We start from the raw sequence: 26868 nt of genomic DNA, 5'->3' as shown, positions 1-26868 counted from the left end.
CAAGAGGCTCTGGCAGTGGTCTGGGTGAAGCGTCAAAGAAATGGACCGCTCAGGTTACAACCTGCAGCGGTCCGCTGGTGTTCTCGTATTCAGCAGAAAACTTCAAAATTCCGAGGATAATCAATCTGTAATCTTTATCCCAGCATCATGCGGTCATCTGCCAGCTTGTGCCCGCTGATGGCTTCGAATTCACCCAGCAGGCGCTCGACGGTCAAATCCTTCTTGCGTGATTCGTCGATATCCAGAATGATTGAGCCTTTGTCCATCATGATCAGCCGGTTACCAAGACGGATGGCCTGCTCCATATTATGGGTAACCATCAGTGTCGTCAGGTTCATTTCCCGTACAATGGTTTCTGTGAGCTTCGTAATCAGATCAGCACGGGCAGGGTCAAGCGCTGCCGTATGCTCATCCAGCAGCAGGATCTGCGGCTGTGTAAAGGTCGCCATCAGCAGGCTGAGCGCCTGCCGCTCACCGCCGGACAGCAGCCCTACCTTGGCCCGCAGGCGGTTCTCAAGACCGATGCCCAGACGGCTCAATTGTTCACGGAACACAGTTCGTCTGGCCGCATTCACTCCGAAGGCCAGGCCGCGGCTCTGTCCGCGCTTATAAGCCATCGCCAGATTCTCTTCAATCGTCATATGCGGGGCTGTACCGGCCATCGGGTCCTGGAAGACCCGGCCGATCCAGCGGGCCCGCTGGAACTCCGGAAGATGGCTGATGGAGTTACCCTCGATCCGCGCTTCGCCGAGATCGGGCTTCATCACACCGGAAATGATATTCATCAAGGTTGATTTACCTGCGCCGTTACTGCCGATGATGGTTACAAAATCACCGGCCTGCAGCTCCAGGTCTATTCCGAGCAGGGCAATCTTCTCATCCGGGGTGCCGGGATTGAACAGCTTGGAGACATTATCAAGCTTTAGCATTGGCTGCCCCCCCTTTCTTGCTGCGCAGAGCCTGCTCTGCAAGCTCTGCCGTACGTTTGCGTGCGGTGCTCTTTGTCTTCAGATAACGCTGGATTGAAGGGAACAGCAAGGCAATAATAACGATAATGGCGGTAATCAGCTTCAGATCCGAGGCTTCCAGCCATGGTACCCGGAGCGCAAGCGCCACAACGATACGGTATACAATCGAGCCGAGAACAGCAGCCAGCGTAGCCCGGAAGACGCTGCCCGCCCCAAAGATAGCTTCCCCGATAATAACCGACGCAAGACCGATAACAATCATACCAATACCCATAGAAGAATCGGCAAAAGTAGAATACTGGGCAATCAGTGCACCGGAGAGTGCAACCATGCCGTTCGACAGACTGATGCCGAGAATAGTCGTAGTATCTGTGTTAACACCGAAGCTGCGGATCATCCGCGCATTGTCACCGGTTGCCCGCAGGGCAAGTCCAAGATCCGTCCGCAGGAACAGGTCCATCAGAATCTTGACCAGGATAACAACAAACGGCATAACGAGCAGCGGATTAATTGAGCTGAATAAGGTGTCTTCACCCATCAGCGAGACGTTAGGCTTGCCAAGAATCCGCAGGTTGATTGAATAAAGCGCAATCATCATGAGAATCCCCGACAGCAGACCGTTGATCTTGCCCTTGGTGTGCAGCAATCCCGTACACATCCCGGCAACCATACCGCCGCCAAGCGCACACAGGGTAGCGAGCCAAGGTGCAGAACCATTCGTAATCATGACAGCCGCAATGGCCCCGCCGGTTGTAAAGCTTCCATCTACAGTCAAATCCGGGAAATCAAGAATCCGGAACGTAATATATACCCCTAGAGCCATAAACGCGTACAAGAGGCCCATTTCCAGGGCTCCGAGCATTGAATTATACATAGGTGACTTCCTCCTTCAAGCGGCAAGGGGCGTCCCGTCCGGGATCGCCCCATAATAATGTCTGGCTCTTATTGAATGATGTTATTCGCCTGATCGGCCACTTCAGCCTTCATGGCATCTGTTACTTCAATTCCTTGGGCTGCTGCCGCCTTGAGGTTAAGAATCAGGTCCAGCTTCTCCTGCATGGACACCTTCATATCACCAGGGCTTGTGCCGTTCTTCAGTACGTCTGCAGCCATTTCACCAACCTGGTAGCCATGGTCATAATACTTGAAGCCAACTGTGGCAAAAGCGCCCTTCTCAACGGTGTCGCGGTCAGCAGAGAAGAACGGCAGCTTGTTGTCGTTTGCCGTCTGGATAATGGCATCCACCCCGCTTACGACCGAGTTATCCAAAGTGATGTAGAATGCATCAACACGGCCAACCAGGGATTCTGCGGCCTGCTTCACTTCGGAGGTATTTGTAATTGCAGCCTTCACCAGCTCGATGCCGTGCTTGTCCAGCTCTTCCTTGGCAATATCAGCCATAACTACAGCGTTCGGTTCGCCTTCATTGATGATCAGCCCGAGCTTCTTGACATCGGGGAACTGGGTAGCGATAAAATTCATCAGCCGTGTAATAGACTCAGGATTAGTATCTGACGCACCGGAGACGTTGCCGCCGGGATGTTCAAGGTCGCTTACAATCTTGGCATCCAGCGGATCGGTTACAGCTGCGAACAGAATTGGTGTATCCTTCACGTTCTGTACAAGCGCCTGGGCGGATGGCGTTGCAATCCCCAGGACCAGATCATTTTTGTCTCCGGCAATCTTCTGGGCAACTGACAGGTTATTCGCCTGGTCCGCCTGGGCGTTCTGCAGGTCTACTGTCAAGTTCTCACCTTCTACAATTCCAGCGTCCTTCAGTGCCGCCAGGAAGCCTTCCCGCGTTGCATCCAGTGAGGGATGCTCTACATACTGCGAGATCGCAATTTTGTAAGATTTGGCAGCATCAGTACCCGCATTGGCTGGCGCTTCCGTTGCAGCCGTTGCATTGCCGCTATTCGTTGATCCTGTGTTAACCGCATTGTTGTTTCCGCAGCCCGCTGCAACCAGCATCAGGCACAGGCCCAGACCGGCCCAAAGTTTCGATTTTTTCATCAGATATCCCCTTTTCTGTTTACGGTATCAGCGCGTGTATCAAAGTGAGCGACTCAGCATTATCGCTTTCATCTTTAAAAGCATTAAAGCAAAAGCTTACACGAATCTCACATAAAATACAGCAAATCTATTAAACTAATATTATATGTAGGTTGTTTATCCGTCAATCGTTAATCAGCAATCCAGATATTACAAAATGCGCACAATGTCGGCAGTTTCCGGCCAAATCTGCGCGCCATGCAGGAACAGGAAGCAAATCCAGTAAGTTCACTCTTATAAAAACCGCTGCTTTGCACAAACTGAAGCTACAGTTTGAAGATGGAGCGTGACATATGAAAAGGACCGTATACAAAAAATCAGCAGCAGCCGCACTTTTAATTGCGCTATCCCTCACAGGCAGTGCATGCGGGTATTATCAAAACGATCAGAAGCCCAAGGCTAACTCCATCACACCTTCCGGCTCTTTTGCCGGCAGCTATTACGAAAAAGCTTATGTTAAGGACGATCAAGGGAAATTCTGGATTCCGCTGAAGCCTGCTGCCGCCGCCCTGGGATACCGGATGAAGGATGACACCTCAAGCGGGGGCTTCGCCAAAATCGGCTACACCGATGTAATGTATATGCTGAAGCCAAATTCAGCCCAGGTATTCTCGCTTGGCGACAAAGTAACCTTGCCCGACGCCCCAATCCGCCGGGACGGCCAGATCTATATTACGCCGACTTCTTTATCCAAGCTGCTGCAGACCGAAGTAGGCTGGAATCCGACTACAGGCGAGATCAACATTGCCACTCCGACCGACAAAGATGACGGCATTACAAATGGCAATGCATCCGGTCAGGGCACGGCCAATACACTCCGGATTCAAAGTGCTTCAGATGTCGATACCGGTGAGCTTGTAGCCTATGCCAAAAAATTTCTCGGCGTTCCTTATGATTTCGGAGCCGGCTCCTACGAGGAGACCAAGAAATTTGACTGCTCCTCTTTTACCCGCCACGTATTCAGGAAGTTCGGTGTAGAGCTGCCTCGTCTGGCGCGGGATCAGGATAATAGGGGCCGGCGGGTTAGCCGTGATGAACTTAAAGTGGGAGACCTGATTTTCTTCACTGTTCCCGGACGCTTTGAGAGCGACGCTGTTCCCGGCCATGTCGGCATTTATATCGGTGACGGAAAATTCATTCATACCTGGGGCGAACCCGGTGTGCAGATCAGCGAGCTTGATTCCGGCTACTGGCATAACGTTATTCTTCACATGCAGCGTGTGCTGTAAACAGCACTTTATAGGCATTGCTAATGATAACCAGCAGATGGACCGTTGAATCGGAGCCACTGCTGGTTTTTGGCAGTTCCGGTAAAAGGCAAGCCTGTACATAAACCATCCAGGGTTAATTAAGCGCATCTTCGGCAAAAAATATATTTGAATTCCCTTTTTACTCTCACAATCACTTAATTGCTGGTGTTACATCGTTTATCCGGCACTTTTAGACCTTGAAAGCACGGTACTCAATTGGTTCTGTCACTAAACATATGGTATGCTTAAACTACAAGATACAGCAAGGAGGTGTTTCCAAGTTGGCACATTTAGCAGGTAAATCGCTTACATTATGGCTACGCGCAGCGCTGGTACCGCTTCTGCTTCTCATGACGCTCACAGCCTCAGCCGGAGCCGTCAGCAATGCCGGGCCTGAACAATATCCGCACATTGAGCGTTATGAGCACAAGATGACACAGCCAGCCCGATTGCATGGGCCTTTGCCGAAATCAGTGCCGATTCTGCGCAGTGCCCATCACGGAAACCCTTTGCCTGTCCCTCGGGACACAGGGCTGCCTGTCTGCTTCGTCCTGCTCTATCCGCTGTTCTACTACCGTTTGAAACGGCTGTTGCTCAAGCCGCTTAAATATACGTCCAATTATGTTAAAGAACTCCGTTCATCCAACTTTTAGTCTGCCTCTTAACACTAACCTTACTGCTCTGCCGCTTCGGCGGCATACATTACAGTTTCCCTGCCGAAGGAGGAACCCTGGATGAATCAACCTTTAGGTCATGGACTTCCGGCCCGGAGCCGGACTAAGCTGATCCGTATCCTCTGTGTGATTTGCGGAGGCCTGCTGGCTGCAGTCGGACTTGAGCTGTTCCTTATGCCGCACAAGCTAGTACTTGGCGGTATCGCCGGCTTGTCAGCCCTGCTGGCCCATCTTACTGAAATGCGGCTTGGCCTGTTTCTGTTTCTGTTCAATCTGCCCTTTATTCTGTTGTCGCGCCGGCAGATTAACCTGCGCTTTGCACTCTATACCTTGTTAGGCCTGTTCTGCCTCACGATCGGCTCATTGGCGCTGCACCATTTTCCCGCGGTATCCGCTGATCCGTTGATTGCTGCTGTTGCCGGAGGACTCTGCCTTGGTCTCGGAATCGGCATAATGATCCGTTCAGGCGGACTTTCAGTAAATGCAAGAGAGCAGGGTTTTCTGTTAACTGACGGTGGCCCCGCCAAGTCAGCCGAAGTGGTCATCATGCTGTTTAACTGCTGCATCCTGCTTGCCGGAGGCTTGCTGTTTGGCTGGGATCAGGCAATGTACAGTATTATCGCCTATCTGCTCGCCTTTGAGGGTGTACGCTTCTCCCTGCGCGGCCTTTCCCGCTCCAGGGCGGTCTGGATCACCAGTAGCCGCTGTGAGGAGATTCGCAAGGCACTCCAGCACTCGCTCAAGAGGGATGCCAAGCTGATCCGGCCCGGCAATAAGGATGGCCAGCCCGGGGTACTGTTCTGTCTGGCGAGCAAGCTTGAGGAAGATGCACTTACATCGATCGTCCGTTCCTTTGACCAGAACAGCAAGATCACTGTGACTAGCAGCCAGCCGGACAGCATTACTGATTGGGTGCGACGCAAAATCAGCTAAACACCAAGCAACGTCCGGGTATCATTGACAAAAAGACGTTCCCGCAGCTCTTTGCGGAAACGTCTTTTTGTTGTCCTTGATACTCCGGCATCCTCCCGGCTTAGCGGAACATTCCCCAGAGGCGGATAAGGTGAAAGGTGTTATTCGGATCAATTTTCTGGGCGATGACGAACTTTACAATCTGCTCCTCCTGCGCGCCGGTCAGCTTCTCGTTAAGTACTGCTGCAGCATTCCGCACAAGCCTGCGGACTACCGCAGTATCCTGCAGCTCCTGTTTGGAAACGCCGTTAACCATGTTCTTGATCCGTTCTTTCACTGCCGGATTCTTCATCTTCAGCTTGATGCGCTCCACCAGCTGGGGACTGATTCCATATTGCTGATAACCCAAATGCAGCACCTCCCGTCATATCCAATCATTCACAGTATATGAGGGCAGGCCGCCGCATGTGCCTAATTAATCAATGATTTCCCCCTGGAATATCTGCTCGGCCTGCAAATAGCTGCGCAGAGGCGCATAATCAGCCGAGGTCCAGAAGGTGGTGTCTTTCAGCAGCATAGCCGCATCATCACGCGCCTGCTCCAGCACTTCGAAATCGGCGGTCATATCCGCCAGCCGGAATTCTGGCAATCCGCTTTGCTTCGTTCCGAAGAAATCACCCGGCCCGCGCAGCTCCAGGTCACGGCGCGAGACCTCGAACCCGTCATCGGTATCTGTCATGGCCGTCATCCGTTCCCGGCCGATTTCGGATTTCGGATCTGCCACCAGCACGCAATACGAAGCATGCTGGCCGCGTCCGACCCGCCCGCGCAGCTGATGAAGCTGCGACAATCCAAACCGGTCAGCATCCATAATAATCATAAGCGTCGCATTGGGAACATCAACGCCAACCTCAACTACTGTAGTGGAGACGAGAAGCTGGATTTCATTGCTGTAAAAAGCCCGCATCACTTCGTCCTTCTCCGCCGGAGTCATCCGGCCGTGCAGCAGGCCAACCCTGTAATCCGGAAAGGCCTGTGACATCTGGACATGAAGATCAATTGCATTTTGCACATCCAGCTTCTCCGACTCCTCGATCAGCGGACAGATCAGGTACGCCTGTCTGCCCTGATCCACCTCGCGGTTCACCAGCTTCAGCACACGCTCCATCAGATCATGCTTGACCCAGTAAGTCGTAATCGGCACACGCCCTTTGGGGCGCTCTGACAATGTGGACACATCCATATCGCCGAACACGGTTATGGCCAGCGTACGCGGTATGGGTGTTGCCGTCATTGTAAGCACATCCGGATTATACCCCTTACGCCGCAAGATGCTTCGCTGGTTAACGCCAAAGCGGTGCTGCTCGTCCGTCACCACCAGGCCCAGCTCACGGAAAAACACATCCTCCTGGATCAATGCATGGGTGCCCACAACAATATCAAGCATTCCCATTTGCAAGGAAGCCAGCAGATCCTTGCGCTTGCGGCCGCTGACGCTGCCCGTCAGCAGTCCGACCGTAATGCCGAAGGGCTCAAACATCCTTGTCAGGGAACGCATATGCTGCTCAGCGAGAATCTCGGTCGGCACCATCAGCGCCCCTTGAAATCCCGATTTAACGGAAGCGTACAGTGCAATGGCAGCGAGTACCGTTTTACCGGAGCCCACATCTCCCTGCAGCAGCCGGTTCATACAGGAAGCGGAGCGCATATCCTGCAGGATCTCCAGTTCTACATGCTTCTGGGCATCTGTCAGCTCAAACGGCAGGCTCCGCACGAACTGGCGCACGGTCGCATTGTCAACCGTATGGCGTACACCATCCATCCTGCCCTGATTCAGCACCCGGAACGCCTGGACCTTAAGCTGGAACAGGAACAGCTCCTCATAGACCATACGGCGCCGTCCCTGCTGGCCTTCACGGGTATCCTCGGGCTGGTGAATCGTGGCGATAGCCTTTTTTCGCGGCATAAAATCATATTTACGCATGATGACCTGAGGCAGAATCTCGGGTATCAGTTCGCCGTACTGCTGCATTCCCTGACTGATCACCTTGCGCAGCCAGGTCTGGGTAATCTTGCCCCCTACCGAATAAACCGGCTGCAGTGTCCCGGTCTTGCCCTCACCGCGGTCCGGGAATTCATAATTCGATACCGTGATCTGGCTGCGCTTCTGATCCCATTTGCCGGAGATGACAATCTCACGGCCTGCAGTCAGCTGTTCGCGGACATAAGGCTGATTGAACCAGGTTGCCGTGAACATCCAGGGCTCAGCCACCATTTTACAGCTGATCCGCGATTTCCCCCCGTACCGCTGCAGTACCGGAATGCCGATCACTTTGGCAATCAGGGTTGCTTTATCGCCATGCTTGACCTCACTCAGCGACTTCGGCCGGTAATCCTCGTAGCGGAACGGATAATATTCCAACAGATCCTTAACTGTAAAGACGCCAAAGGCGTGAAGCTCGCTTTGCTTTTGAGCGCTCACGCCATTTATTTGTTTGACTTCAATTTGATCAAGTGATAGCAGCTTATTCATCCCCTATTTACGCGGGCCAAATGAACACGGCTAGCGTTCCGTTGCCGACATGGCTGCCTACGACCGGACCAATGTTGGTCAGCACCTTCTCTTCCAAAGTGAAATGCCCTGCCAATTCATTCAGAAATTCTTCGCCGTAAGCCGGTTCCGCCGTATGACCCACGGCCACGTTGATTTTGTGTATACCCGGCAGATCGTTCTTGAACAGCTCGATCATCCGGGCAACCGCCTTTTTGCGGCCCCTGACCTTCTCCACCGCATAGATAATCCCTTCGTCATCAATCGAAAGAATCGGCTTGATATTCAGCAGGGTGCCCAGAAAAGCGGACGCTTTGCCGATTCTGCCGCCCTTTTGCAAATATTCGAGCGTATCGACCAGAAAGTACAGCTTGCGGGACTGCCGCAGCTTCTCTACGGCCTCCAGTATTTCAGCCGGCCCTTTACCTTCCGCAGCCATCCGGCCTGCAGCCACTACCATGAACCCGAAGCCATAGGAAGCGGACAGCGAATCCACAACGGTGATATGGTCCCCTTCCTCCTCAAGCATCGACTTGGCAAGCACTGCGGACTGATAGGTTCCGCTTAGTCCGGATGAAATATGAAAGGACAGAACCGGACTGTCGGGATAGCGCTCCATAATGCTTCGGTACACATTCATGTACTCGACCGGTGACGGCTGCGAGGTTGTCGGCAGCTGCTGTGAGCGGGGAAGACGCTCATAGAATTGCTCCGGTGTCATATCCAGATTATCCCGGAAAGCCTGTTCGCCGAACATTAGCGTTAGCGGCACGACCTCAATGCCGTATGCCTCCGCCAGTGACGGCGGGATATCTGATGTGCTGTCTGTGACAATAACCGTACGATTCATGGATTTCCTCCCCAAACTATAATATCAACCTATGGCTCTACAGAGAAAAGATAGTAGTACAGCGGCTGTCCGCCTTCATGTACTTCCACTTCGACCTGCGGATAAGTTTCCTCCAGCCAGCTGATGAGCGATTCTGTAACCTCTGCATCAGCTTCAGCGCCGGTTAACACAGTGACAATTTCATCGCCATTAACAAGCATTGTAGTAAGCAACGCCTGGCTTGCCGCAGGCAACTCGTCGGATGCCGCTACAATCTTCGAATTGGAAATCCCGATGAATTGCCCGGATTTGATCTCAAGCTCTTCAATAACCGTATCCCGGACCGCATTGGTTACCTGCCCTGATTTAACCTGGGAGATGGCCTCCAGCATGCTTTCCGTGTTGGTCTCAACGGCGTCGTCTTCCTGGAAGGCAAACGCTGCTGCAATCCCTTGCGGAATGCTCTTGCTTGGAATAACAGTGACCTCACGTTCGCCTTCAAGCAGATCTTTGGCCTGCTGTGCTGCAAGGACGATATTAGAGTTATTCGGCAACAGATATACATGCTTGGCAGAGATGGAGGAAATCGCATTTACAAAGTCCTCGGTGCTCGGATTCATCGTCTGCCCGCCAGCCAGCACGACATCGACGCCAAGACTTTTGAAAATCTCGGAAATGCCGTCTCCGGATGATACAGCAATGAAGCCGTAAGGGGCGAGATCATCTGCCGGAGGAACCGCAGGCGCCTGCACCGTGCTGTGCTCCTTCGGAATCTCGGCGAACAGCTCAGGCATTGGCGCAATATCCATTCCGGCAGTCAGCAGATCACGATGCTGCTCACGCATGTTCAGGATATGAATCTGGGTGATTTCCCCGTACAGAAGCGCGAGGTTAAGCACATCACCCGGAGTCTTTGAATGCACATGAACCTTAATGGTTTCGTCATCGGAAATGACGATAATCGAGTCACCGTTAACTGATAACGCTTTCCGGAATTTTTCTTCATCGAAATTTGCTCCGGTACCGCCAAGCTGGCGGTTAATGAAAAACTCCATATCATATAAGAACTCAATATCTTCCGTATGAAGCTGGGATTGGGCAGAGGACTGCACAGATGAAGGTACATTTACCGGCTTAGTCAGCACAGGTGCCGCTGCGGCAGGTGCGGGAGCTTGTCCTTGTACAGAATGCTGCACAGCCGTGCTTCCGCTGGTCAGATACTGATGGAATCCTTCATAAATGTAGACCAGACCCTGTCCGCCGGAATCCACTACGCCGACCTGCTTCAGAACAGGCAGAAGCTCCGGGGTATTCGCCAGCGCTTCTTTGGCTTTGGCCAGCACCTCCGTCATCAGCTCCGTAATATCGGTAGTACGGCGCGCAAAATAGACGGCATGTCTGGCTGCTTCTTTGGCAACGGTAAGAATGGTGCCTTCTACAGGCTTGACCACTGCTTTGTAGGCTGTATCCACACCGGTCTGCAGCGCTGCTGCGAACTGCTGCGTGTTCAGCTCATCATATTGGGCGGCGTAGCGTCCAAGACCTCTGAACAGCTGTGACAAAATAACGCCGGAGTTCCCCCGTGCGCCCATCAACAGGCCTTTGGAGAGTACTCCTGCACATTGACCGACCGAGGCGGTATTATTCTTTTTCAATTCGTTCGCACCTGCGGTCATCGTCAGATTCATATTTGTTCCTGTATCTCCATCCGGTACCGGAAATACATTCAAGGAATTGACGTGCTCTGCATGCTGCTGCAGCTTCTCCGCGCCGGCAAGTACCATTGCGGTAAAATCTGCTCCGTTTATAGAACGCTTACTCAATGAGAATTCCCCTTCCTAACTTCATGCCTAATCAATTCCATGATCAACTGGACATAATGCACTAATTTATATTGTACTATAAGAGCTAAAAGAAATAAATGTTTTTGAATCGGTTGACGTAGTAAATTTTGCTGTGATATTATATTTAAGTATTGTTTTATGCAGGTGTAAGTAACAAGGAGGTGTAATCTATGTCCCGCAAATGTGCAGTAACTGGCAAGAAGCCGAGCAGCGGTAACCACGTGTCTCACGCTAACAACCGCAACCGTCGTTCTTGGGGAGTTAACGTTCAGAAGGTCCGCATTCTTGTGAACGGCAAACCGAAACGCGTGTATGTCAGCACCCGTGCTTTGAAAGCCGGTAAAGTTGAACGCGTTTAGTCTTGGAATCATTCCAGGATCAAGCGAGATTTCATATGAATGAAGCAAAAAGCACCCTTTACATTTGTAAGGTGCTTTTTTTCATGTTTTCTGTTTGGTTATAAACTCAGCTCTTCTGAAACGTGTTCAAGATCGCTTTAACAAAACCTCCCAAAAATCTTGGCAGCTTAAACGTGTAAAATTTCATTATTAACCCTCCCATCAATTGTTGCCGTACGGTAGGAGACTACCCGGATTTCATATTACTCACATAACCCTGACAAGGTGCAGACCTCCCTTGAAGTACAAAAAAAGGCTACATGAGATTTCTGCTCATGTAACCATATTTATGCGGCCATAACTTGGCCTATAACCTTTATCGGTTAATCCCCTTAAGGCTTGCTTCAGTTGGACTAGCGGACTGCACCCTCTGCAGCCTCACGGATGGCCTGTATCGCGGCTGCACGATCAGGACGTCCAAAGACGGCATTGCCGGCAACCAGCACATCTGCGCCGGCCTCAGCCACCAGTCCTGCTGTATCCTCTGCTATACCGCCGTCCACCTCGATCCGCAGGTTATGGTGGTTGATTTCAGCAGCCCATTCACGGATCTGCCGGATTTTGCGCAGGGTATTCGGAATAAATGCTTGTCCTCCAAAACCAGGATTTACTGTCATCACCAGCACCATATCCACATCCTCTAGCACTTCACGCACAGCCGATGCCGGCGTTGCCGGATTAATGGCTACACCAGCCATCAGGCCCAGCTCCTTAATCTGATGGATCACCCGGTGAAGATGCACACAGGCCTCTGCATGTACAGTAATTACGGATGCACCGGCAGCGGCAAAGTCCGCGATATAACGTTCGGGGTGTTCAATCATTAAATGAACATCGAGCGGCAAAGACGTATGCGCCTTTACTGCTTTGACAATCGGAGGGCCGAGTGTAATATTGGGCACAAAGTGGCCGTCCATTACATCAACATGTATCCAGTCTCCGCCGCTGGCTTCAGCAACAGCAACCTCGGCACCGAGAGCTGCAAAATCAGCGGATAAAATGGATGGGGCGAGTAAGATCATAAGTTAGTACCTCCGTTTCTTGTCCTTCATCTCATTATAGAACAGCTTGTAATGCTCGTAGCGGCTGTCCGCAATTTCTCCGGCCTGCCAGGCCTCAATGACCTTGCAGCCCGGCTCATGCAGATGGCTGCAGCCGCGAAACTTGCAGCTCTCCGCATAGGAGGCGAATTCCCGGAAGCAGACGGACAGCTCCTCCACTCCCAGCTCCAGGAAATCCAGCTGGCTAAAGCCGGGAGTATCTGCCACGAATCCTCCGCCGCCGATATCAATCAGCTCGACATGACGGGTCGTATGGCGCCCCCGGCCCAGACGCAGGCTAATTTCACCTGTCTCCAGCTCAAGGCTGGGCACAAGCCGGTTCAGCAGTGTTGATTTGCCGACACCCGACTGTCCGGAGAACACACTGATTACCCCGGCCAGTCTCGCTCGCAGCTCCTCACTGCCTGAGCCGTTAAGGGAGCTGGTTACCAATACCTCGTAGCCGATTTTTTCATACAATTCCTTCACCTGGGCCGTTGCCTGACCGTCATCCTCTGCCAGATCCTGTTTGGTCAGCACAATCAGCGGCTCAAGGCCGGAGTGCTCGATATGCACCAGAAATTTATCCAGCAAATTCAGGTTCATATCCGGCTCACGAACAGAGAACAGCAGTACCGCCAGCTTAACATTGGCCACCGGCGGCCGGATCAGCTCGGATTCCCGGGGCAGTATTTCGTCAACCATACCCTCGCCGTTCTCGGTCAGAATATAAATAATACGGTCGCCTACCAGCGGTGAAGTCCCTTTTTTCTTCAGGATTCCCCGGCCCCTGCACTGAACTGCCTCTTCTTCTGTCGCAATGATTCCGTCATGCAGCGGCTTCACATAATAATAGCCGCTCAGCGCTTTAATGATTATACCTTCAGGCATACATAATGAGCCTTCCTCTCCTGATTTTGCACAAATGACCCAAGCTTAGATTCAACCCGGGTCACCCTGCTGCTGCAGCCGGCCCTGTTGTACAGGTATGACTGCAGCTTATCTCTGTTAATGGTCTTTGCTCTTGTCTTTATTATTACCATTTCCATTTCCATTGCCTTTGCCATTGCCTTTACCATTCCCAGCCTGCTTGGCCTGGACCGCATCCTCTGTCAGAAATCCGGTCTGGTCTGCGTCACCCGTATTCTCTCCTTCTCCGGAATCCGGCGGAAGAATCTCCGGCTCGATTGTCGGCTCAGGCGGTGCCTGGGTTGGCGCAACGGTCGGCTCAGGTGTCTGGGTTGCAGGCGGCTCAGGCTGTTGTACCGTACCATTCTTCGCATCGGAATAGCGGACTTCAAAGGCTTCGATGTATTCACCGTCCTGATAAATGGAAACCGCACCGTCCTTATTCGGTGCCAGGACCAGATTCACGGACAGCACCTGACTCTTGGCAATTGTCCGTGTCCCCCATTCCTGAGGCTCGCCATCATTGCGGGCATCGGAAAAGACAATCCGGATTTTGGTCTTTTTGCCTTCACTGGATGGCGCCACCGGCACGTTGAACGTATAATTCAGCGCTTCCGGCGGGTATCCGGTACTTACAGATACAGAGATCTTATCGCCCGGGGATACCAGATCCCCCTGCTCATAAGGCCACTGCTTGGTTATTTTTCCTTTTTCGACAGAATAGCTGGTATCCTCGCTGACTTCATCCAGAACCAGCCCCATCTCTTCCAGGATGGCCTTGGCTTCCTTCTGTGTCTTGTTCGTCAGGTCAGGCATCGGCTTGCTCTCCTGGCCTTTGCTGACAAATATAACAAACGAGGCTGTATCCGGATCATATTCGCTGCCTTCAGCCGGCTCTGAGCCGATAACCTGGCCTTCAGGAAAGTCTTCGCTGAACCGAGGGTCCTGGCTGATCCGGCTTTGGTCAACACCATCCGCAACCAGCGCTTTTACAGCATCCTCATAAGTTCCGCCGGTAAGCTTCGGCACATTCGAAGTTGGCTTGGCCGTACTAACCGTAAGAATAATGTGAGTGCCTTCCTTGACCACAGTGCCTTCCTTCTTATTCTGCTCCCAGACGACATTCTCTCCATAGTTAGGATTGTACTGCTGCACAACCGGGTCTTCCACTATAAGCCCGATTTCGTCAAGCATCGCAGTCGCCTCTTCAAGCGAATGGTTAGTTACGTTAGGTACGGTTACTTCTGCAACAACCAGCTGTGACCTGACATACCAGGCCACACTGCCCATTGCAATCAGCAGGAGCAGCGTTAAGCCGACCCATAATGCCGGCATGCCCCACTTCCGCTTCCCTTTCGGCTGGACCGGAACCTCCTCATCATCCTCAATCCGGCGCATCCGTTCGTCTCCGCCTCCGCTGCGGCTGCCCAATGTATGCTGGATAGGCTTGATTGCCGGAATAATCCGGGTCCGTTCTTCATCATCGTCATCATGAAAGGATGCCTTGGCCTCACTGCGCCGTTCCGGCAGCAGGCAGGTCTCCAGATCATGGAGCATCTGCTTAGCCGACTGATAGCGCTCGTCCGGATTTTTGCGCATGGAACGCAGGATTACATTCTCAACGCTCTGCGGGATCAGCGGATTCAGCACACGCGGCTCCTCAAATTCCTCCTGCAGATGCTTGAGCGCTACGCTGATCGGGCTTTCGCCCAAGAAAGGCAGCACACCGGTTAACATCTGATAGAGTACAATGCCGAGTGAATACAGATCGGACTTCTCTCCAGTCGTTACCCCCTTGGCATGCTCCGGTGAAAAATAGTGCACTGAGCCTACTACCGAGCCTGTCTGCGTTATGGTGGTCGAAGTAACCGCACGGGCAATTCCGAAATCTGTTACTTTGACCCTCCCGTTACGGCCGATCAGAATGTTATGAGGCTTGATATCCCGGTGGATGATCTGGTTCTGATGGGCATGATCCAGCGCATCGCAAATCTGGGATGCGATCCTTATGGCTTCATCTACCTGAAGCGGTGCCCGTTCTTTGATGATCTCGTTCAGGTTCTTGCCTTCCACATATTCCATAACAATATAATGCACATCCTCTTCCTGGCCTACATCGTAGATGCTGACCACGTTGGGATGCGACAAGGAGGCGGCAGACTGCGCCTCCCGCCGGAAGCGGCGGATGAACTCCTCATCATGCACAAACTGGTTTCTCAGTACTTTTATGGCGACGTTCCGGTTAAGCAGGATGTCATGGGCTCTGTAGACAAGCGCCATGCCCCCTCCCCCGATCCGCTCGATGACTTGGTAACGGCCGCCCAATTCGTGACCGATCATCTGTTCCACTCCTTTGTCTCGGGCACAGCGGCCTCTCCTTGATGTTCTAACATAGCGACGCTGATATTATCGCCGCCACCGGCAAGCAATGCCAGTTGAAGTAAGCGGTCCGCTCTTTCCTCTAAAGGAATCTCATGGATGCCCGCGACCTTGCCCAGATGCTCCTGGCTGACAAAATTGCTCAAACCGTCACTGCACAGCAGCAGCAGCTCACCTGGAGCAAGGCTTACAGGAGCCAAATCCGCCTCTACCTCGGCATCCGTTCCCAATGCCCTGAGCAGCACATTGCGGCGCGGATGGCTGCCGAGCTCCTCCAGGCTGATCTGGCCGTTCTTGAACAGCTCATTGACCAGTGTATGATCCTCGGTTAACTGAATTGCGGCACTGTCTTTGATTAGATAAGCTCTGCTGTCCCCGATATGGCCGATATAACCTTCAGCCCCGTTAAGCAAAGCCGCAACGACAGTAGTCCCCATGTTATGGTACTTCTCATCACGGGATGACTCAATAAAGACCGTACGGTTGGCTGCAATGATTGCGGAAGACAGTGCTTCACCGAGCTCTGCGCCCGCCTTTTCAGGCGGCAAATCGTCCAGCGTGTTCCGCATGGTCTCCAGAGCAAGCCGGCTGGCCGTATCTCCGGCCAGATGCCCCCCCATCCCATCGGCGATAATACCAAGGGTATAACCGTGGCGCGTGGCGCCTATCCAGACCGAATCCTCATTGACGGTACGTACCCGTCCGACATCGCTGGCATGAACTGTTCTGATCAAATATCCTCACCCCAACTCCATATGTTTGGCGCGCAGCTGTCCGCATGCGGCCGCAATATCATGGCCCTGCTCACGGCGGATTGTCACGTTCACGCCATGGTCGGCCAGAATACGCTGAAATTCAAAAATATCATTGCGGGAAGTCCGCACGTACTTGCGCTCCGGCACATGGTTAACCGGAATCAGGTTGACGTGGCACAGCATCGTCTTGAGAACACCGGCCAGCTCCCTGGCATGCTCAGGCTGGTCATTGACCCCGCCGATCAGAGCATATTCGAAGCTGATGCGGCGGCCTGTCTTAGCCTGATAGTAGCGCAGTGATTCAATTACATCGTCAAACGGGTAACGCCGGTTAACCGGCATCAGCTTGGAGCGCAGCGCATCATTAGGCGCATGGATCGAAATCGCGAGATTGATCTGGGTGTCTTCATCGGCGAATTTGTAGATGTTTGGTACGATACCGCTTGTAGAGACGGTGATGTGCCGTTGTCCAATATTCAGCCCTTTTTCATGGATCATCAGCCGCAGGAATCTCATGGTAGCATCGTAATTCTCGAACGGCTCGCCTGTACCCATGATTACGATACTGCTGACACGCTCGCCTCGGGCATCCAGAATTTGCTGGGAGCGGACCACCTGGGCAACAATTTCACCGGCAGTCAGGTCGCGCTTGAGCCCGCCCAGCGTGGAGGCGCAGAACGTACAGCCGATCCGGCAGCCTACCTGAGTCGTCACACATACGCTGTTACCGTAATTGTGTTTCATAATAACTGTTTCGATTGCATGATCATCATGCAGGCCAAACAGGAACTTCACTGTTCCGTCCTTGGACTCCAGCTTTGTAATTTCAGTCAGGGCGTTGATTCTGAACTGTTCATCCAGCTTTGCACGCAGCGCCTTGGACAGATTGCTCATCGACTCAAAATCATTAACCCGCTTGACGTAGAGCCAGTCAAAGATCTGTCCCCCGCGGAAAGCCGGTTCTCCGTTGTCCTTTGCCCACTGCTGCAATTCTTCCAAAGTAAAATCATATATTAAAGGTTTCATTATTATTAGCACCTGTTCTTTCATCAAATTATATTCTCAAGGATATGCGTATTATTTCTCATTCTTCCTATTTTAACACAAAATTCAGAGACGGTAAAAGAGAAGCCCGCCGCGCACCAGAATCTGCGGGCGGGACCTCTGTTAAAATTCATTCAGCCGTTCTGCTAACTTACAAGAGTCGCTGCAGACGGGCGATATAAAATCCGTCGCTTCCGAAATGCTGCGGCAGCAGCTGAATGCCGTCGCCGGCAGCAAGCGCCGTATCCTTGGTCCGCTCCCACACCGGGGAACTGAAGCTTACCGGAACGAAGTCCGGATTCCGCTTCAGAAATGCGGACACAATTGCCCTGTTCTCCGCCTGCTCCGTTGTGCAGGTGCTGTAGACCAGCACTCCTCCGGGCTTCAACAGCCTGGAGACGGACTGCAGCAGCTCTGCCTGTAGACCGGCAATGCTGTCCACATCCTCCGGCTGCTTACGCCATTTGAGATCCGGCTTGCGCCGGATTACCCCGAGCCCGGAGCACGGGGCATCCAGCAGAATCCGGTCAAACGACTCCGCCGGCAGCTTACCGGCAAGCTCAAGCGCATCTGCGCTGCCTGTCGTGATGCAGTCCAGCCCAAGGCGCGCTGCCTGATCAGAGATCAGCTTGGCCTTGTGGGCATGAAGATCGTTGGCATAGATATAGCCGTCGTCCTTCATCAGTTCGCCCATATGGGCGCTTTTGCCGCCAGGGGCAGCGCAGCAGTCGAGGACTCTCATGCCAGGCTCCGGAGCGACAGCTTCCGCAACCAGCATGGAGCTTTCATCCTGGACAGATAAATACCCGTCAGAATACCAGGAGGTTAATGCCAGATTGCCGGCTCCCTTAACGACGATACCGTATGGGCTTAACCTTGAAGCAGCCGCATTCAGTCCTGCCGCCTGCATCTCTTCAAGCAGCTTGTGCCGGCTAATCATTGTTGTATTCACCCGGACGCTGACAGCCGGCGGTTCATTATTGGCGGCGCACATCGCTTCTGCTGTTTGGGTGCCGTACTCGGCAGCCCAGCGCTCTACCATCCATAAAGGATGGGAGTGGAGGATAGAGATCCGCTCAGTTTCGCTTAGGCCCTTTTTCAGAACCGGCAGCTCACCGGCGCGCAGCACGCTGCGCAATACTCCGTTAACCATCCCGGAGATGCCCTGATGGCCGCGTTTTTTGGCTATATTAACCGCCTCATTGACGGCAGCATGCGGCGGAATACGGTCCAGATACATGATCTGATACAGGCTCAGCCGCAGCAGATTGCGCACCCAGGGCGTCAGCTTGGCAATGCCCTTGCTTACAAAATCCTCAAGCACGTAATCCAGTGTAATCAACCGGGACAAAGTACCATATACCAGCTCTGTAGCCAGCCCGGAATCCTCACGGCTGAGTCCGGATTTCTGCAGGCTGCTGTTCAGCAAAAGGTTGCTGTAGGCACCCTCTTGCTCTACCCGGACCAGTACATCAAGCGCCACAGCGCGGGATGAAGCTGCCGGACGGGTTCCCCTGTCCGTGCTCTTCCCGGCTGCTCCGCTCCCGCCTTGCACACGGCTACCCTGCTGCCTGCCGGCATCGCCATAGCGTCCGGGCCGCTGTCCGCTGCGTCCCGGCCCGCCTCCATTCATGCCCGCGCTCAACCCAGCACCGTCCCGGGACTCATAGCCGCGCCGCGGCTGAAGTCACCGGCGCTCATTGCTTTTTTGCCTGCCGGCTGCACAGAGGTCAGCAGCAGTGACCCGTCACCGGTGCTCACCTCTACACCGCGCTCATTGACTGCAAGTACAGTGCCCGGCACTTTGGAAGCTGCAGTCTGCTGGTCAGCAGGCTTAGCAGCCGACCATACCTTGAAGGTTTCACCGTTCCAGAGGGTGAACGCCCCGGAGAACGGGACAAGTCCCCGGATCCGGTTGTAGATTTCACGTGAGCCGGCATTCCAATCGATCCGCTCGTCATCGCGGCTCAGGTTTGGCGCATAAGTAGCTTCATTGTCATCCTGCTGCACTGCTTCAACTCGGCCCGCTGCCAGCTTCGGCATCTCCGTCTTCAGCAGATCGCGTCCGGCCAGGCTCAGCTTTTCAAACAGATCACCTGCGGTGTCCTCATCTCCAATCGGTACTTCGACACGGGAGATCATATCACCGGTATCCAGCCCTTCAGCCATATACATCAAAGTTACACCGGTTACCGTCTCCCCGTTGATAATACAGCGCTGGATCGGCGCTCCCCCGCGGTATTTCGGCAGCAACGATCCATGGACATTAACGCAGCCGTTGCGCGGCAGATCAAGCACACTTTTAGGCAGAATCTGGCCGTAAGCGGCTGTAACAATCAGGTCAGGAGCATAGGCAGCAAGCTCAGCCACCGCTTCCGGCCGGCGCAGGCGCTCCGGCTGCAGCACCGGAAGCCCGAGCGATAGGGCAGCCTCCTTGACCGGAGTAGGCATTAACGTCTTCTTGCGGCCCTGCGGCCGGTCGGGCTGTGTGATTACAGCCACCACATCATAGCCTTCCTCCACAAGCATTTTCAGGGAAGGCACGGCAAAAGCCGGTGTGCCCATGAATACAATCTTCATTCCGTTCACTCCCCGGACTCACTGTGCTCAGCAGTGTACTCATATACCTTCTCGGCAATATCGGTAAACAGCACTCCGTTGAGATGGTCAATTTCATGCTGGAAGGCGCGGGCCAGAAGACCGCTGCCCGTAATGGTAACCTCATTCCCTTCACGGTCAAGACCACGTACGGTTACTGTTTCTGCCCGGCGGACATCGCCGTTTAATCCCGGAATGCTCAGGCAGCCTTCCGGTCCGAACTGTTCGCCTTCTGTACTTATGATTTCCGGATTGATCAGCTTGATCAGTCCGTGCTCCTCATCGGCATCTACAACGATCAGACGCTTCAGAATTCCTACCTGCGGCGCAGCGAGGCCAACCCCTTCCGCATCGTACATCGTATCCGCCATATCATCAAGAAGCTTCTGGACATTCGGGGTTACTTTGGTTACAGCTTTCGCTGTTTTGTGCAATACCTCATCCGGTTCTTTTACAATTAATCTGATTGCCATTACACGTACACCATCCTTGTTCTGAACGTTCTATATTCTCTATATTGTATCACGCCATAAAGCTACATCAACATCTGCGGATCTACGTCGATGCTGATCTGCAGATTGTTGTCGCGGACCGAATCTTCCAGCTCCTCGGCTATCTGGCGGGCCAGCCCTATGGCATCGATTGCCCCACGCCATTTGATAATACACTGGAACCGGTATCTTCCTTTCAGCTTGGGCAGCGGTGAAGCGACAGGTCCCAGCAGGTCAAGCGCATCCGCGGACAGCTTGTCCAGGCTGGCGAACCAGCGGAGCTGCCTTGCCCGTCCCTGCAGATTCAGTGCATAATTCTCGGCCATCTTTAGAAGGAGCGGAAGCTGCTCGTGCGAAAGGGTGACGAGGATCAGCCTGCAGTACGGCGGGTAATGCAGGGCTCTGCGGTGCTTCAGCTCTTCGCGGACGAAGGAGTAATAATCATGTCCGCTGGCATGCACGATCGAGTAATGCTCGGGCGTGTAGGACTGGACGACTACTTCCCCTGGAAGCTGATGTCTGCCGGCCCTTCCAGCTACCTGGGTAAGCAGCTGGAAGGTCTTTTCACCAGCCCGGAAGTCCGGCAGATTCAATGCAGAATCTGCGGTTATGACTCCGACAAGGGTAACATCCGGGAAATCCAGCCCCTTGGCTACCATCTGCGTGCCAAGCAGAACGTCGGCCTTTTTGTCGCGGAACTGGTTCAGCAGCTTCTCATGCGAGCCCTTCTCTGTTGTCGTATCCACATCCATCCGGATGACCCGGATTCCGGGAAAGAGCTTGCCCAGCTCCTCCTCCACACGCTGGGTTCCTGTCCCAAAGAAGCGGATATGCTCGCTGCCGCATTCCGGGCAGAGCTTTGGCGAGGACTCTGCGTGCCCGCAGTAATGACAGCGCAGATTGTCGCTGCGGCTGTGGTAAGTCAACGAGATATCACAGTCAGGGCAGGTGGCTACATATCCGCAGCTGCGGCACATGACAAAGGTGGAGAAGCCTCTGCGGTTCAGGAGCAGTACGGTCTGCTCCCCTTTCTCCAGCCTGCGCTCCAGTGCAGCGTGAAGTCTGCGGCTGAACATCGAACGGTTCCCTTCCTTCAGCTCGTCCCGCATATCCACCACGTGCACCTTAGGCAATGCATTGCCAAGAGCACGGGTAGGCATTTCCAGAAGTACCGGCGAGAAGTGAATGTCACTCCGGGATCTTGCTGCATGGTAGCTCTCCAGTGAAGGTGTCGCAGAGCCAAGAATAACCGCTGCCCCGCCCTGTTCTGCCCTGCGGACAGCCACATCGCGGGCATGGTATTTCGGATTCTCCTCCTGCTTATAGGAGGATTCATGCTCTTCATCCATAATAATCAGCCCCAGGTTGGCAAAAGGGGCGAATACCGCCGAACGGGCTCCGACGGCTACCATTGCTTTGCCTTCCCTGATCTTGCGCCATTCGTCATAGCGTTCACCGACGGACAGACGGCTGTGCATAACCGCTACGCCGCTGCCGAACCGTCCCTTGAACCGTTCCACCATCTGCGGGGTCAACGCAATTTCCGGGACGAGCACCACAGCCTGCCGGCCCTGATCCACAGCACGCTGAATACACTGCAGATAAATTTCTGTTTTCCCACTGCCGGTTACTCCGTGCAGCAAAAAAACCTCATGCTGCTGCTCGTCAACCGTCCGGGCTATCCGTGTAAACACCTTCTGCTGTTCTGGTGTAAGCGGCAAAGGTGAGCTTGGCTTAAAGTCGCGGCCCCGGTAAGGATCGCGGTAAACTTCAATTTCACTGATTTCAATGTAGCCCTTTTCTTCCAGCGCCTTAACCGTACCCGCTGTAACCTGCAGAATGGCCAGCAGATCCTTCATCGGCATAGGCAGCATCTGCTCCATTTCAATCAGAAAGGACAGGACGTCTTTCTGCCGGGCTGAACGGGCAGGGAAGGTGCTGAGTGATTCGCGGGCTGCCGCCAGCCCGATCGCCAGGTCAACAGCCTTCAGCTTCTTCTTGCCCATTTTATCCTTGATGGACTGGCTCTCGGTAAGCATGCCCCGGCGCAGCATAAACTTGACCGTCTCTGCAGCTCCGGGAAAGCTGCGGGTCAGCTGCTTCATGGTCACTTCTCCGGCTTTTCTGACAAAATCAATAATCGTCCGCTCCTCCAGATCCTCCTCCAGGAACAGCGGAAACAGTTCATCCGCCGGCTTATCTGCAGCTTCAGCCTCTTCACCCAGAGAGATTAGGCGTTCTGCCTTACCTTTGAGCGCGGTAGGCAGCATAGCCTGCAAGGCTGAGATCCGCCTGCAGGCATAGCGCTGGCTCATCCAGTCCCCTAATTCAACCAGCTCCGGAGACAGCGGCGGGAGCAGGTCAAGAACCTCCTGAATCGGCTTAAGTCCGGAAGCCGTTTCGGTCTCCCCGGACTCCAGTGAAACGACGAATCCCTGTACCGTGCGGTGTCCGAAGGGAACCGCTACACGGCTGCCGACTTCGATCCACAGCCGCAGAGCATCAGGAATAGAGTAATCGAACGGCCGGTCGGTGCTGCGCACAGGAACATCGACAATGACCTTCGCTATCTCCATTATCGTGTTACTCCGGATATCCGTTCGGCTGCAAGCGTCAGCAGACGGCGTGCTACCTCGTCCTTCGAGCTGATCGGAAGATCCAGCACCAGTCCGTCTGCATCGTAGATGGACACAATATTGGTATCCGTGCCGAATCCGGCGCCTTCCCTGGACACATCATTGGCAACGATCAGATCCAGATTTTTGCGGACCAGCTTATCCTTCGCATAATATTCGGCATTGCCTGTTTCGGCCGCAAAGCCGATCAGAAACTGGTTATCCTTCACCTTGCCCAGGCTCTCCAGGATGTCGGTTGTTTTAACCAGCTCAAGCGTCATGGTATCCCCGCTCTTTTTAATTTTGGCATCCGCACTATGCTTCGGACGGTAGTCGGCTACAGCAGCAGCCTTAATGAGAATATCGCAGCTGTTCCAGCGGCTGACAACCTCATCCAGCATGGACTGTGCCGATTCCACCCGGACCAGGGTAATTTCAGGATCCTGCGGCGGTGCTTCATCTGTCCGTGCCGCGATCAAAGTTACCTCTGCGCCCATGGCCCGCGCAGCACGGGCGATTGCAAAGCCCATTTTGCCGGAAGAATCATTGGAAATATAGCGGACCGGATCAATGCGCTCAACAGTTCCGCCTGCGGTAACCATCACTTTCTTGCCGCTTAAAGGACCTTTAGCTCTATCAGCCTGAATGTTGAAATACTGCTCGACCACACGGACAATCGACTCCGGCTCCTCCAGTCTGCCTTTGCCTACATAGCCGCAGGCCAGCAGCCCCTCGCCGGGTTCAATAAACTGCACGCCGCGCGAGGCAAGTGTATTCATATTGCTGACTACAGCCGGATGCTGGTACATATGCACATTCATCGCCGGCGCCACCATAACAGGTGCTGTAGTGGCAAGCAGCGTGGTGGACAGCATATCATCAGCCAGGCCGTGTGCCATCTTGGCAATTATATTGGCGGTTGCCGGTGCAATCAGCACCAGGTCGGCGGAACCGGCCAGATCAATATGAGAGATGGAAGCGGGGTCACGCTCCTGGAAGGTGTCACTGTATACCCGCTGTTTGGACAGCGACTGAAAAGTCAGCTCGGTAATAAACTGCTTGGCCGAAGCTGTCATAATCACATGAACCTCGGCCCCCTTCTGGGTCAGCTTGCTGGTCAAGGCTGCCGCCTTATAGGCAGCGATGCCCCCGGTAACGCCAAGGATAATGGTTTTGCCTGTTAAGCTGTTCATCATAATCCCCCCTGTTTCAAGCCTGTATCAGGCTCAATTGAACCTGATCTGACAATCAATAGCCGGATGATAGCCCGAATTGGCCAATACCGGCAAGAAGAAACGGCTGCGCCGCCTTTAGTCAAGGTTGGCACCCGTTTCTAAAAAAATAACAACCTTCCGGTTGTCAGGAACAGCCCGGGTACGGGCTACATATGACATTATACTACATAATTCCGGCTGACCGGAGCAGAAACAGCTGTTAAAACGAGAGCTGTTTCTGCTGCAGGTGCAGCAAGAAGCGGAAGCTATTCTTCGCCGCGGGTTACAAGGATGCGGTCTTCATAGATTTCTTCCAGCGCAACGCCGACGAACTTGTGGGATTTAGGCGCTTTGACATCAGTCTTGCCGCCTTCACGGAGCAGTCTTGCCCGGCGGGCTGCAGCGACAACCAGCGAATACTTGCTGTCAACCTTGTTCATCATTTCATCAATAGACGGATATAGCACGTAAGACACCTCTTCATCATTTACTGTAAATATGGTTCAATCCTGGCAGCGCTTATTATCTTACTTTGCAGTGCTCGGCGATAATAATGCTCTCAATACGTTTGCAGGCGAGGTCGATCTCATCATTCACTACGGCGTAGTCATAGTGCCGGATCAGGCCAATCTCATCCTCGGCAACAGACATGCGGTGGCTGATTACATCAGGATGCTCCGTACCGCGTCCGCGGATGCGGTCCTTGAGCTCATCCATCGAAGGAGGCAGCAGGAAGACAAAGATTCCCTCAGGAAACTTCTCCTTGACCTTCAGCGCACCCTGAACCTCGATCTCCAGAATGATATCTTTGCCGCTCTCCAGCGTCCGTTCCACAAAATCACGCGGAGTCCCGTAATAATTCCCTACATATTCTGCATATTCCAGCAGCTGGTCTGCTTCAATCATTGCCGCAAACTCATCTCTGCTCTTGAAAAAATAATTGACTCCGTTCTCTTCGCCTTCCCGCGGACTGCGGGTGGTGGCAGATACGGAATAGACAAGCTCAGGCATCTTGGGTCTTAGTGCTGTACACACTGTGCCTTTGCCAACGCCGGATGGTCCGGATAAAATAATCAGCAATCCTTTTGACATAGTACACTCCAATTGTTGTTATTCGTCGTTATCGTCATCTTTACTGGACAGACGGTGTGCCACTGTCTCCGGCTGAACGGCCGAGAGGATGACATGGTCGCTGTCCGTGATGATGACGGCCCGCGTCCGGCGGCCATAGGTTGCATCGATCAGCATATGCCGGTCTCTGGCTTCCTGGATGATACGCTTGATCGGTGCAGATTCCGGGCTGACAATGGAAATAATACGGTTGGCCGACACGATATTCCCAAAGCCGATGTTAATTAATTTGATTGCCATGTTCCGGTTGTTCCCCCCATAAGTTACATCATTGCTTGCCGAAATTCCTGTTACTCCATATTCGCCGCCTGCTCACGAATCTTCTCCAGCTCCGCCTTCATCTCAAGCGTGAGATTCACCAGATTCAGATGATTGCATTTCGACCCGATTGTATTCGTCTCCCTGTTCATCTCCTGGATAAGGAAGTCCAGCTTGCGTCCTGCCGGCTCACTTCCATCAAGCAGGGCCCTGCATTGTTCAAAATGACTGTACAGCCGGGTAAGCTCCTCATCAATGTTACAGCGGTCGGCAAAAATAGCAATTTCCATTCCGAATTTATGCTCTTCAAATGGGAACGTTCCGTCATTCAATTCGCTCAGCCGCTGCCGCAGCTTATCGCGGTATTCACTTACAACCGCCGGGGCAAGGGCTGCCATCGCCGCATGCAGCTCTTCAAGATGGACGAGCCTGCGCGACAGGTCGGCAGCAAGATAGCTTCCTTCCCGGGCACGCATCTGAAGCAGCGACTCCAGGCTCTCCGTTAATCCCCGCTCAAGCATCCCGGCATATTCTTCAGGTGTACCGGCTGATAGAGCCGCCGGCCCCTCCTTCAGTTCCATAACACCGGGCATAGAGAGTATATCACGCAAAGTCAACTCTCCTGCAAGCCCGAACTCCTTCTTCAGCGCTTCTGCCGATTCCAGATAGGATTTGACCGCATGACGGTTCAGCTCCTGCAGGGCAACCGCCTCATCCGCGGTCTCCCTGTTAATGATAACATCTACCCGTCCCCGTCTGATATGGTTCTGCACTGTCTTGCGCAGCATATCCTCATAAACCGTCCAATCCCGGGGCATCCGCAGCACAACTTCGCAGTAACGGTTATTCACCGATTTGACTTCGAACGTAATCTTGTAACCGCCGAATTGCAGGGATGATTGACCGTATCCGGTCATGCTAAATGACAACGGAATCACATCCATTACACTATTGTA

The 26868-nt window shown here is 53.4% G+C and carries 26 protein-coding genes; 4 read left to right on the top strand and 22 right to left on the bottom strand.

The window, feature by feature from the left end:
• Positions 1-134: 134 nt before the first annotated feature.
• The 3 genes from BLR64_RS19295 to BLR64_RS19285 form a co-directional block, all read right to left on the bottom strand.
• Positions 135-929 carry an ABC transporter ATP-binding protein gene (locus tag BLR64_RS19295; protein WP_090716603.1) on the bottom strand — a complete coding sequence of 265 codons (795 nt, stop codon included), beginning with the start codon at positions 927-929 and terminating at the stop codon, positions 135-137.
• On the bottom strand, positions 916-1842 hold the full coding sequence (locus BLR64_RS19290) for an ABC transporter permease (RefSeq protein WP_068727508.1): 927 nt from the start codon (positions 1840-1842) through the stop codon (positions 916-918). The genes BLR64_RS19295 and BLR64_RS19290 overlap by 14 nt, the downstream gene beginning before the upstream one ends.
• 68 nt (positions 1843-1910) lie before the next feature.
• The gene (locus tag BLR64_RS19285) at positions 1911-2981 is read right to left on the bottom strand and encodes an ABC transporter substrate-binding protein (RefSeq protein WP_090716601.1); all 1071 of its coding nucleotides are present in this window, start codon (positions 2979-2981) and stop codon (positions 1911-1913) included.
• 332 nt (positions 2982-3313) lie between these two features.
• Here BLR64_RS19285 and BLR64_RS19280 point away from each other — a divergent pair, with 332 nt between their 5' ends.
• From BLR64_RS19280 to BLR64_RS19270, 3 genes are all read left to right on the top strand, one after another.
• Positions 3314-4249 carry a C40 family peptidase gene (locus tag BLR64_RS19280; protein ID WP_090716599.1) on the top strand — a complete coding sequence of 312 codons (936 nt, stop codon included), beginning with the start codon at positions 3314-3316 and terminating at the stop codon, positions 4247-4249.
• 302 nt (positions 4250-4551) lie between these two features.
• The gene (locus BLR64_RS19275; RefSeq protein WP_090716598.1) at positions 4552-4923 is read left to right on the top strand and encodes a hypothetical protein; all 372 of its coding nucleotides are present in this window, start codon (positions 4552-4554) and stop codon (positions 4921-4923) included.
• An 81-nt stretch (positions 4924-5004) separates the two neighbouring features.
• Positions 5005-5877 carry a YitT family protein gene (locus tag BLR64_RS19270; protein ID WP_090716596.1) on the top strand — a complete coding sequence of 291 codons (873 nt, stop codon included), beginning with the start codon at positions 5005-5007 and terminating at the stop codon, positions 5875-5877.
• Between the two features lie 100 nt (positions 5878-5977).
• Here the strand turns inward: BLR64_RS19270 and BLR64_RS19265 are convergent, their stop codons facing one another.
• The 4 genes from BLR64_RS19265 to BLR64_RS19250 form a co-directional block, all read right to left on the bottom strand.
• Positions 5978-6265 (bottom strand): stage VI sporulation protein F, encoded by a 288-nt coding sequence (locus tag BLR64_RS19265; RefSeq protein ID WP_090716595.1) that lies wholly within the window; start codon positions 6263-6265, stop codon positions 5978-5980.
• A 66-nt stretch (positions 6266-6331) separates the two neighbouring features.
• Positions 6332-8389 (bottom strand): ATP-dependent DNA helicase RecG, encoded by a 2058-nt coding sequence (gene recG / locus BLR64_RS19260; protein WP_090716593.1) that lies wholly within the window; start codon positions 8387-8389, stop codon positions 6332-6334.
• A 7-nt stretch (positions 8390-8396) separates the two neighbouring features.
• On the bottom strand, positions 8397-9257 hold the full coding sequence (locus BLR64_RS19255) for a DegV family protein (protein ID WP_090716592.1): 861 nt from the start codon (positions 9255-9257) through the stop codon (positions 8397-8399).
• A gap of 29 nt (positions 9258-9286) precedes the next feature.
• Positions 9287-11059 carry a DAK2 domain-containing protein gene (locus tag BLR64_RS19250; RefSeq protein ID WP_090716590.1) on the bottom strand — a complete coding sequence of 591 codons (1773 nt, stop codon included), beginning with the start codon at positions 11057-11059 and terminating at the stop codon, positions 9287-9289.
• A gap of 191 nt (positions 11060-11250) precedes the next feature.
• Here BLR64_RS19250 and rpmB point away from each other — a divergent pair, with 191 nt between their 5' ends.
• Positions 11251-11439: a 50S ribosomal protein L28 gene (gene rpmB, locus BLR64_RS19245; RefSeq protein WP_036686205.1), complete on the top strand. Its 189-nt coding sequence runs from the start codon at positions 11251-11253 to the stop codon at positions 11437-11439.
• A 106-nt stretch (positions 11440-11545) separates the two neighbouring features.
• Here the strand turns inward: rpmB and spoVM are convergent, their stop codons facing one another.
• The 15 genes from spoVM to BLR64_RS19170 form a co-directional block, all read right to left on the bottom strand.
• The gene (spoVM, locus tag BLR64_RS19240; protein WP_020431362.1) at positions 11546-11626 is read right to left on the bottom strand and encodes a stage V sporulation protein SpoVM; all 81 of its coding nucleotides are present in this window, start codon (positions 11624-11626) and stop codon (positions 11546-11548) included.
• 205 nt (positions 11627-11831) lie between these two features.
• Positions 11832-12500 (bottom strand): ribulose-phosphate 3-epimerase, encoded by a 669-nt coding sequence (gene rpe, locus BLR64_RS19235; RefSeq protein ID WP_090716589.1) that lies wholly within the window; start codon positions 12498-12500, stop codon positions 11832-11834.
• Between the two features lie 3 nt (positions 12501-12503).
• The gene (gene rsgA / locus BLR64_RS19230; protein WP_090716587.1) at positions 12504-13409 is read right to left on the bottom strand and encodes a ribosome small subunit-dependent GTPase A; all 906 of its coding nucleotides are present in this window, start codon (positions 13407-13409) and stop codon (positions 12504-12506) included.
• 117 nt (positions 13410-13526) lie between these two features.
• Positions 13527-15767, bottom strand: a complete 2241-nt coding sequence (pknB, locus tag BLR64_RS19225) for a Stk1 family PASTA domain-containing Ser/Thr kinase (RefSeq protein ID WP_090716586.1) — start codon at positions 15765-15767, stop codon at positions 13527-13529.
• Positions 15764-16540: a Stp1/IreP family PP2C-type Ser/Thr phosphatase gene (locus tag BLR64_RS19220; RefSeq protein WP_090716584.1), complete on the bottom strand. Its 777-nt coding sequence runs from the start codon at positions 16538-16540 to the stop codon at positions 15764-15766. The genes pknB and BLR64_RS19220 overlap by 4 nt, the downstream gene beginning before the upstream one ends.
• A 6-nt stretch (positions 16541-16546) precedes the next feature.
• On the bottom strand, positions 16547-17587 hold the full coding sequence (gene rlmN, locus BLR64_RS19215; protein ID WP_090716583.1) for a dual-specificity RNA methyltransferase RlmN: 1041 nt from the start codon (positions 17585-17587) through the stop codon (positions 16547-16549).
• 169 nt (positions 17588-17756) lie between these two features.
• Complete coding sequence (gene rsmB, locus BLR64_RS19210; protein ID WP_090716676.1) at positions 17757-19238, bottom strand: 16S rRNA (cytosine(967)-C(5))-methyltransferase RsmB; 1482 nt, start codon at positions 19236-19238, stop codon at positions 17757-17759.
• Positions 19239-19246: 8 nt separating this feature from the next.
• Entirely contained in the window at positions 19247-20185 is a 939-nt protein-coding gene (gene fmt / locus BLR64_RS19205; protein ID WP_090716581.1) for a methionyl-tRNA formyltransferase, read from the bottom strand.
• Between the two features lie 5 nt (positions 20186-20190).
• Positions 20191-20676 carry a peptide deformylase gene (gene def / locus BLR64_RS19200; RefSeq protein WP_090716579.1) on the bottom strand — a complete coding sequence of 162 codons (486 nt, stop codon included), beginning with the start codon at positions 20674-20676 and terminating at the stop codon, positions 20191-20193.
• A 62-nt stretch (positions 20677-20738) separates the two neighbouring features.
• On the bottom strand, positions 20739-23270 hold the full coding sequence (priA, locus tag BLR64_RS19195) for a primosomal protein N' (RefSeq protein WP_090716577.1): 2532 nt from the start codon (positions 23268-23270) through the stop codon (positions 20739-20741).
• On the bottom strand, positions 23270-24505 hold the full coding sequence (gene coaBC, locus BLR64_RS19190; RefSeq protein WP_090716575.1) for a bifunctional phosphopantothenoylcysteine decarboxylase/phosphopantothenate--cysteine ligase CoaBC: 1236 nt from the start codon (positions 24503-24505) through the stop codon (positions 23270-23272). Before coaBC ends, priA begins: the two co-directional genes overlap by 1 nt.
• 284 nt (positions 24506-24789) lie before the next feature.
• A complete protein-coding gene (gene rpoZ / locus BLR64_RS19185) occupies positions 24790-24990 on the bottom strand; it encodes a DNA-directed RNA polymerase subunit omega (RefSeq protein ID WP_068727534.1) in 201 nt (66 codons plus the stop codon).
• 55 nt (positions 24991-25045) lie between these two features.
• The gene (gene gmk, locus BLR64_RS19180; protein ID WP_090716573.1) at positions 25046-25615 is read right to left on the bottom strand and encodes a guanylate kinase; all 570 of its coding nucleotides are present in this window, start codon (positions 25613-25615) and stop codon (positions 25046-25048) included.
• A gap of 18 nt (positions 25616-25633) precedes the next feature.
• Positions 25634-25894 (bottom strand): extracellular matrix/biofilm regulator RemA, encoded by a 261-nt coding sequence (remA, locus tag BLR64_RS19175; protein ID WP_006209218.1) that lies wholly within the window; start codon positions 25892-25894, stop codon positions 25634-25636.
• A 50-nt stretch (positions 25895-25944) separates the two neighbouring features.
• A complete protein-coding gene (locus BLR64_RS19170; RefSeq protein ID WP_090716572.1) occupies positions 25945-26841 on the bottom strand; it encodes a YicC/YloC family endoribonuclease in 897 nt (298 codons plus the stop codon).
• Positions 26842-26868: the final 27 nt, after the last annotated feature.

It is taken from the genome of Paenibacillus typhae, assembly GCF_900099765.1.
In the GTDB taxonomy this organism is placed as follows: domain Bacteria; phylum Bacillota; class Bacilli; order Paenibacillales; family Paenibacillaceae; genus Paenibacillus_AQ; species Paenibacillus_AQ typhae.
Note: the sequence above shows the minus strand (reverse complement) of the source record. Positions and strands in the feature narration are given on the sequence as shown.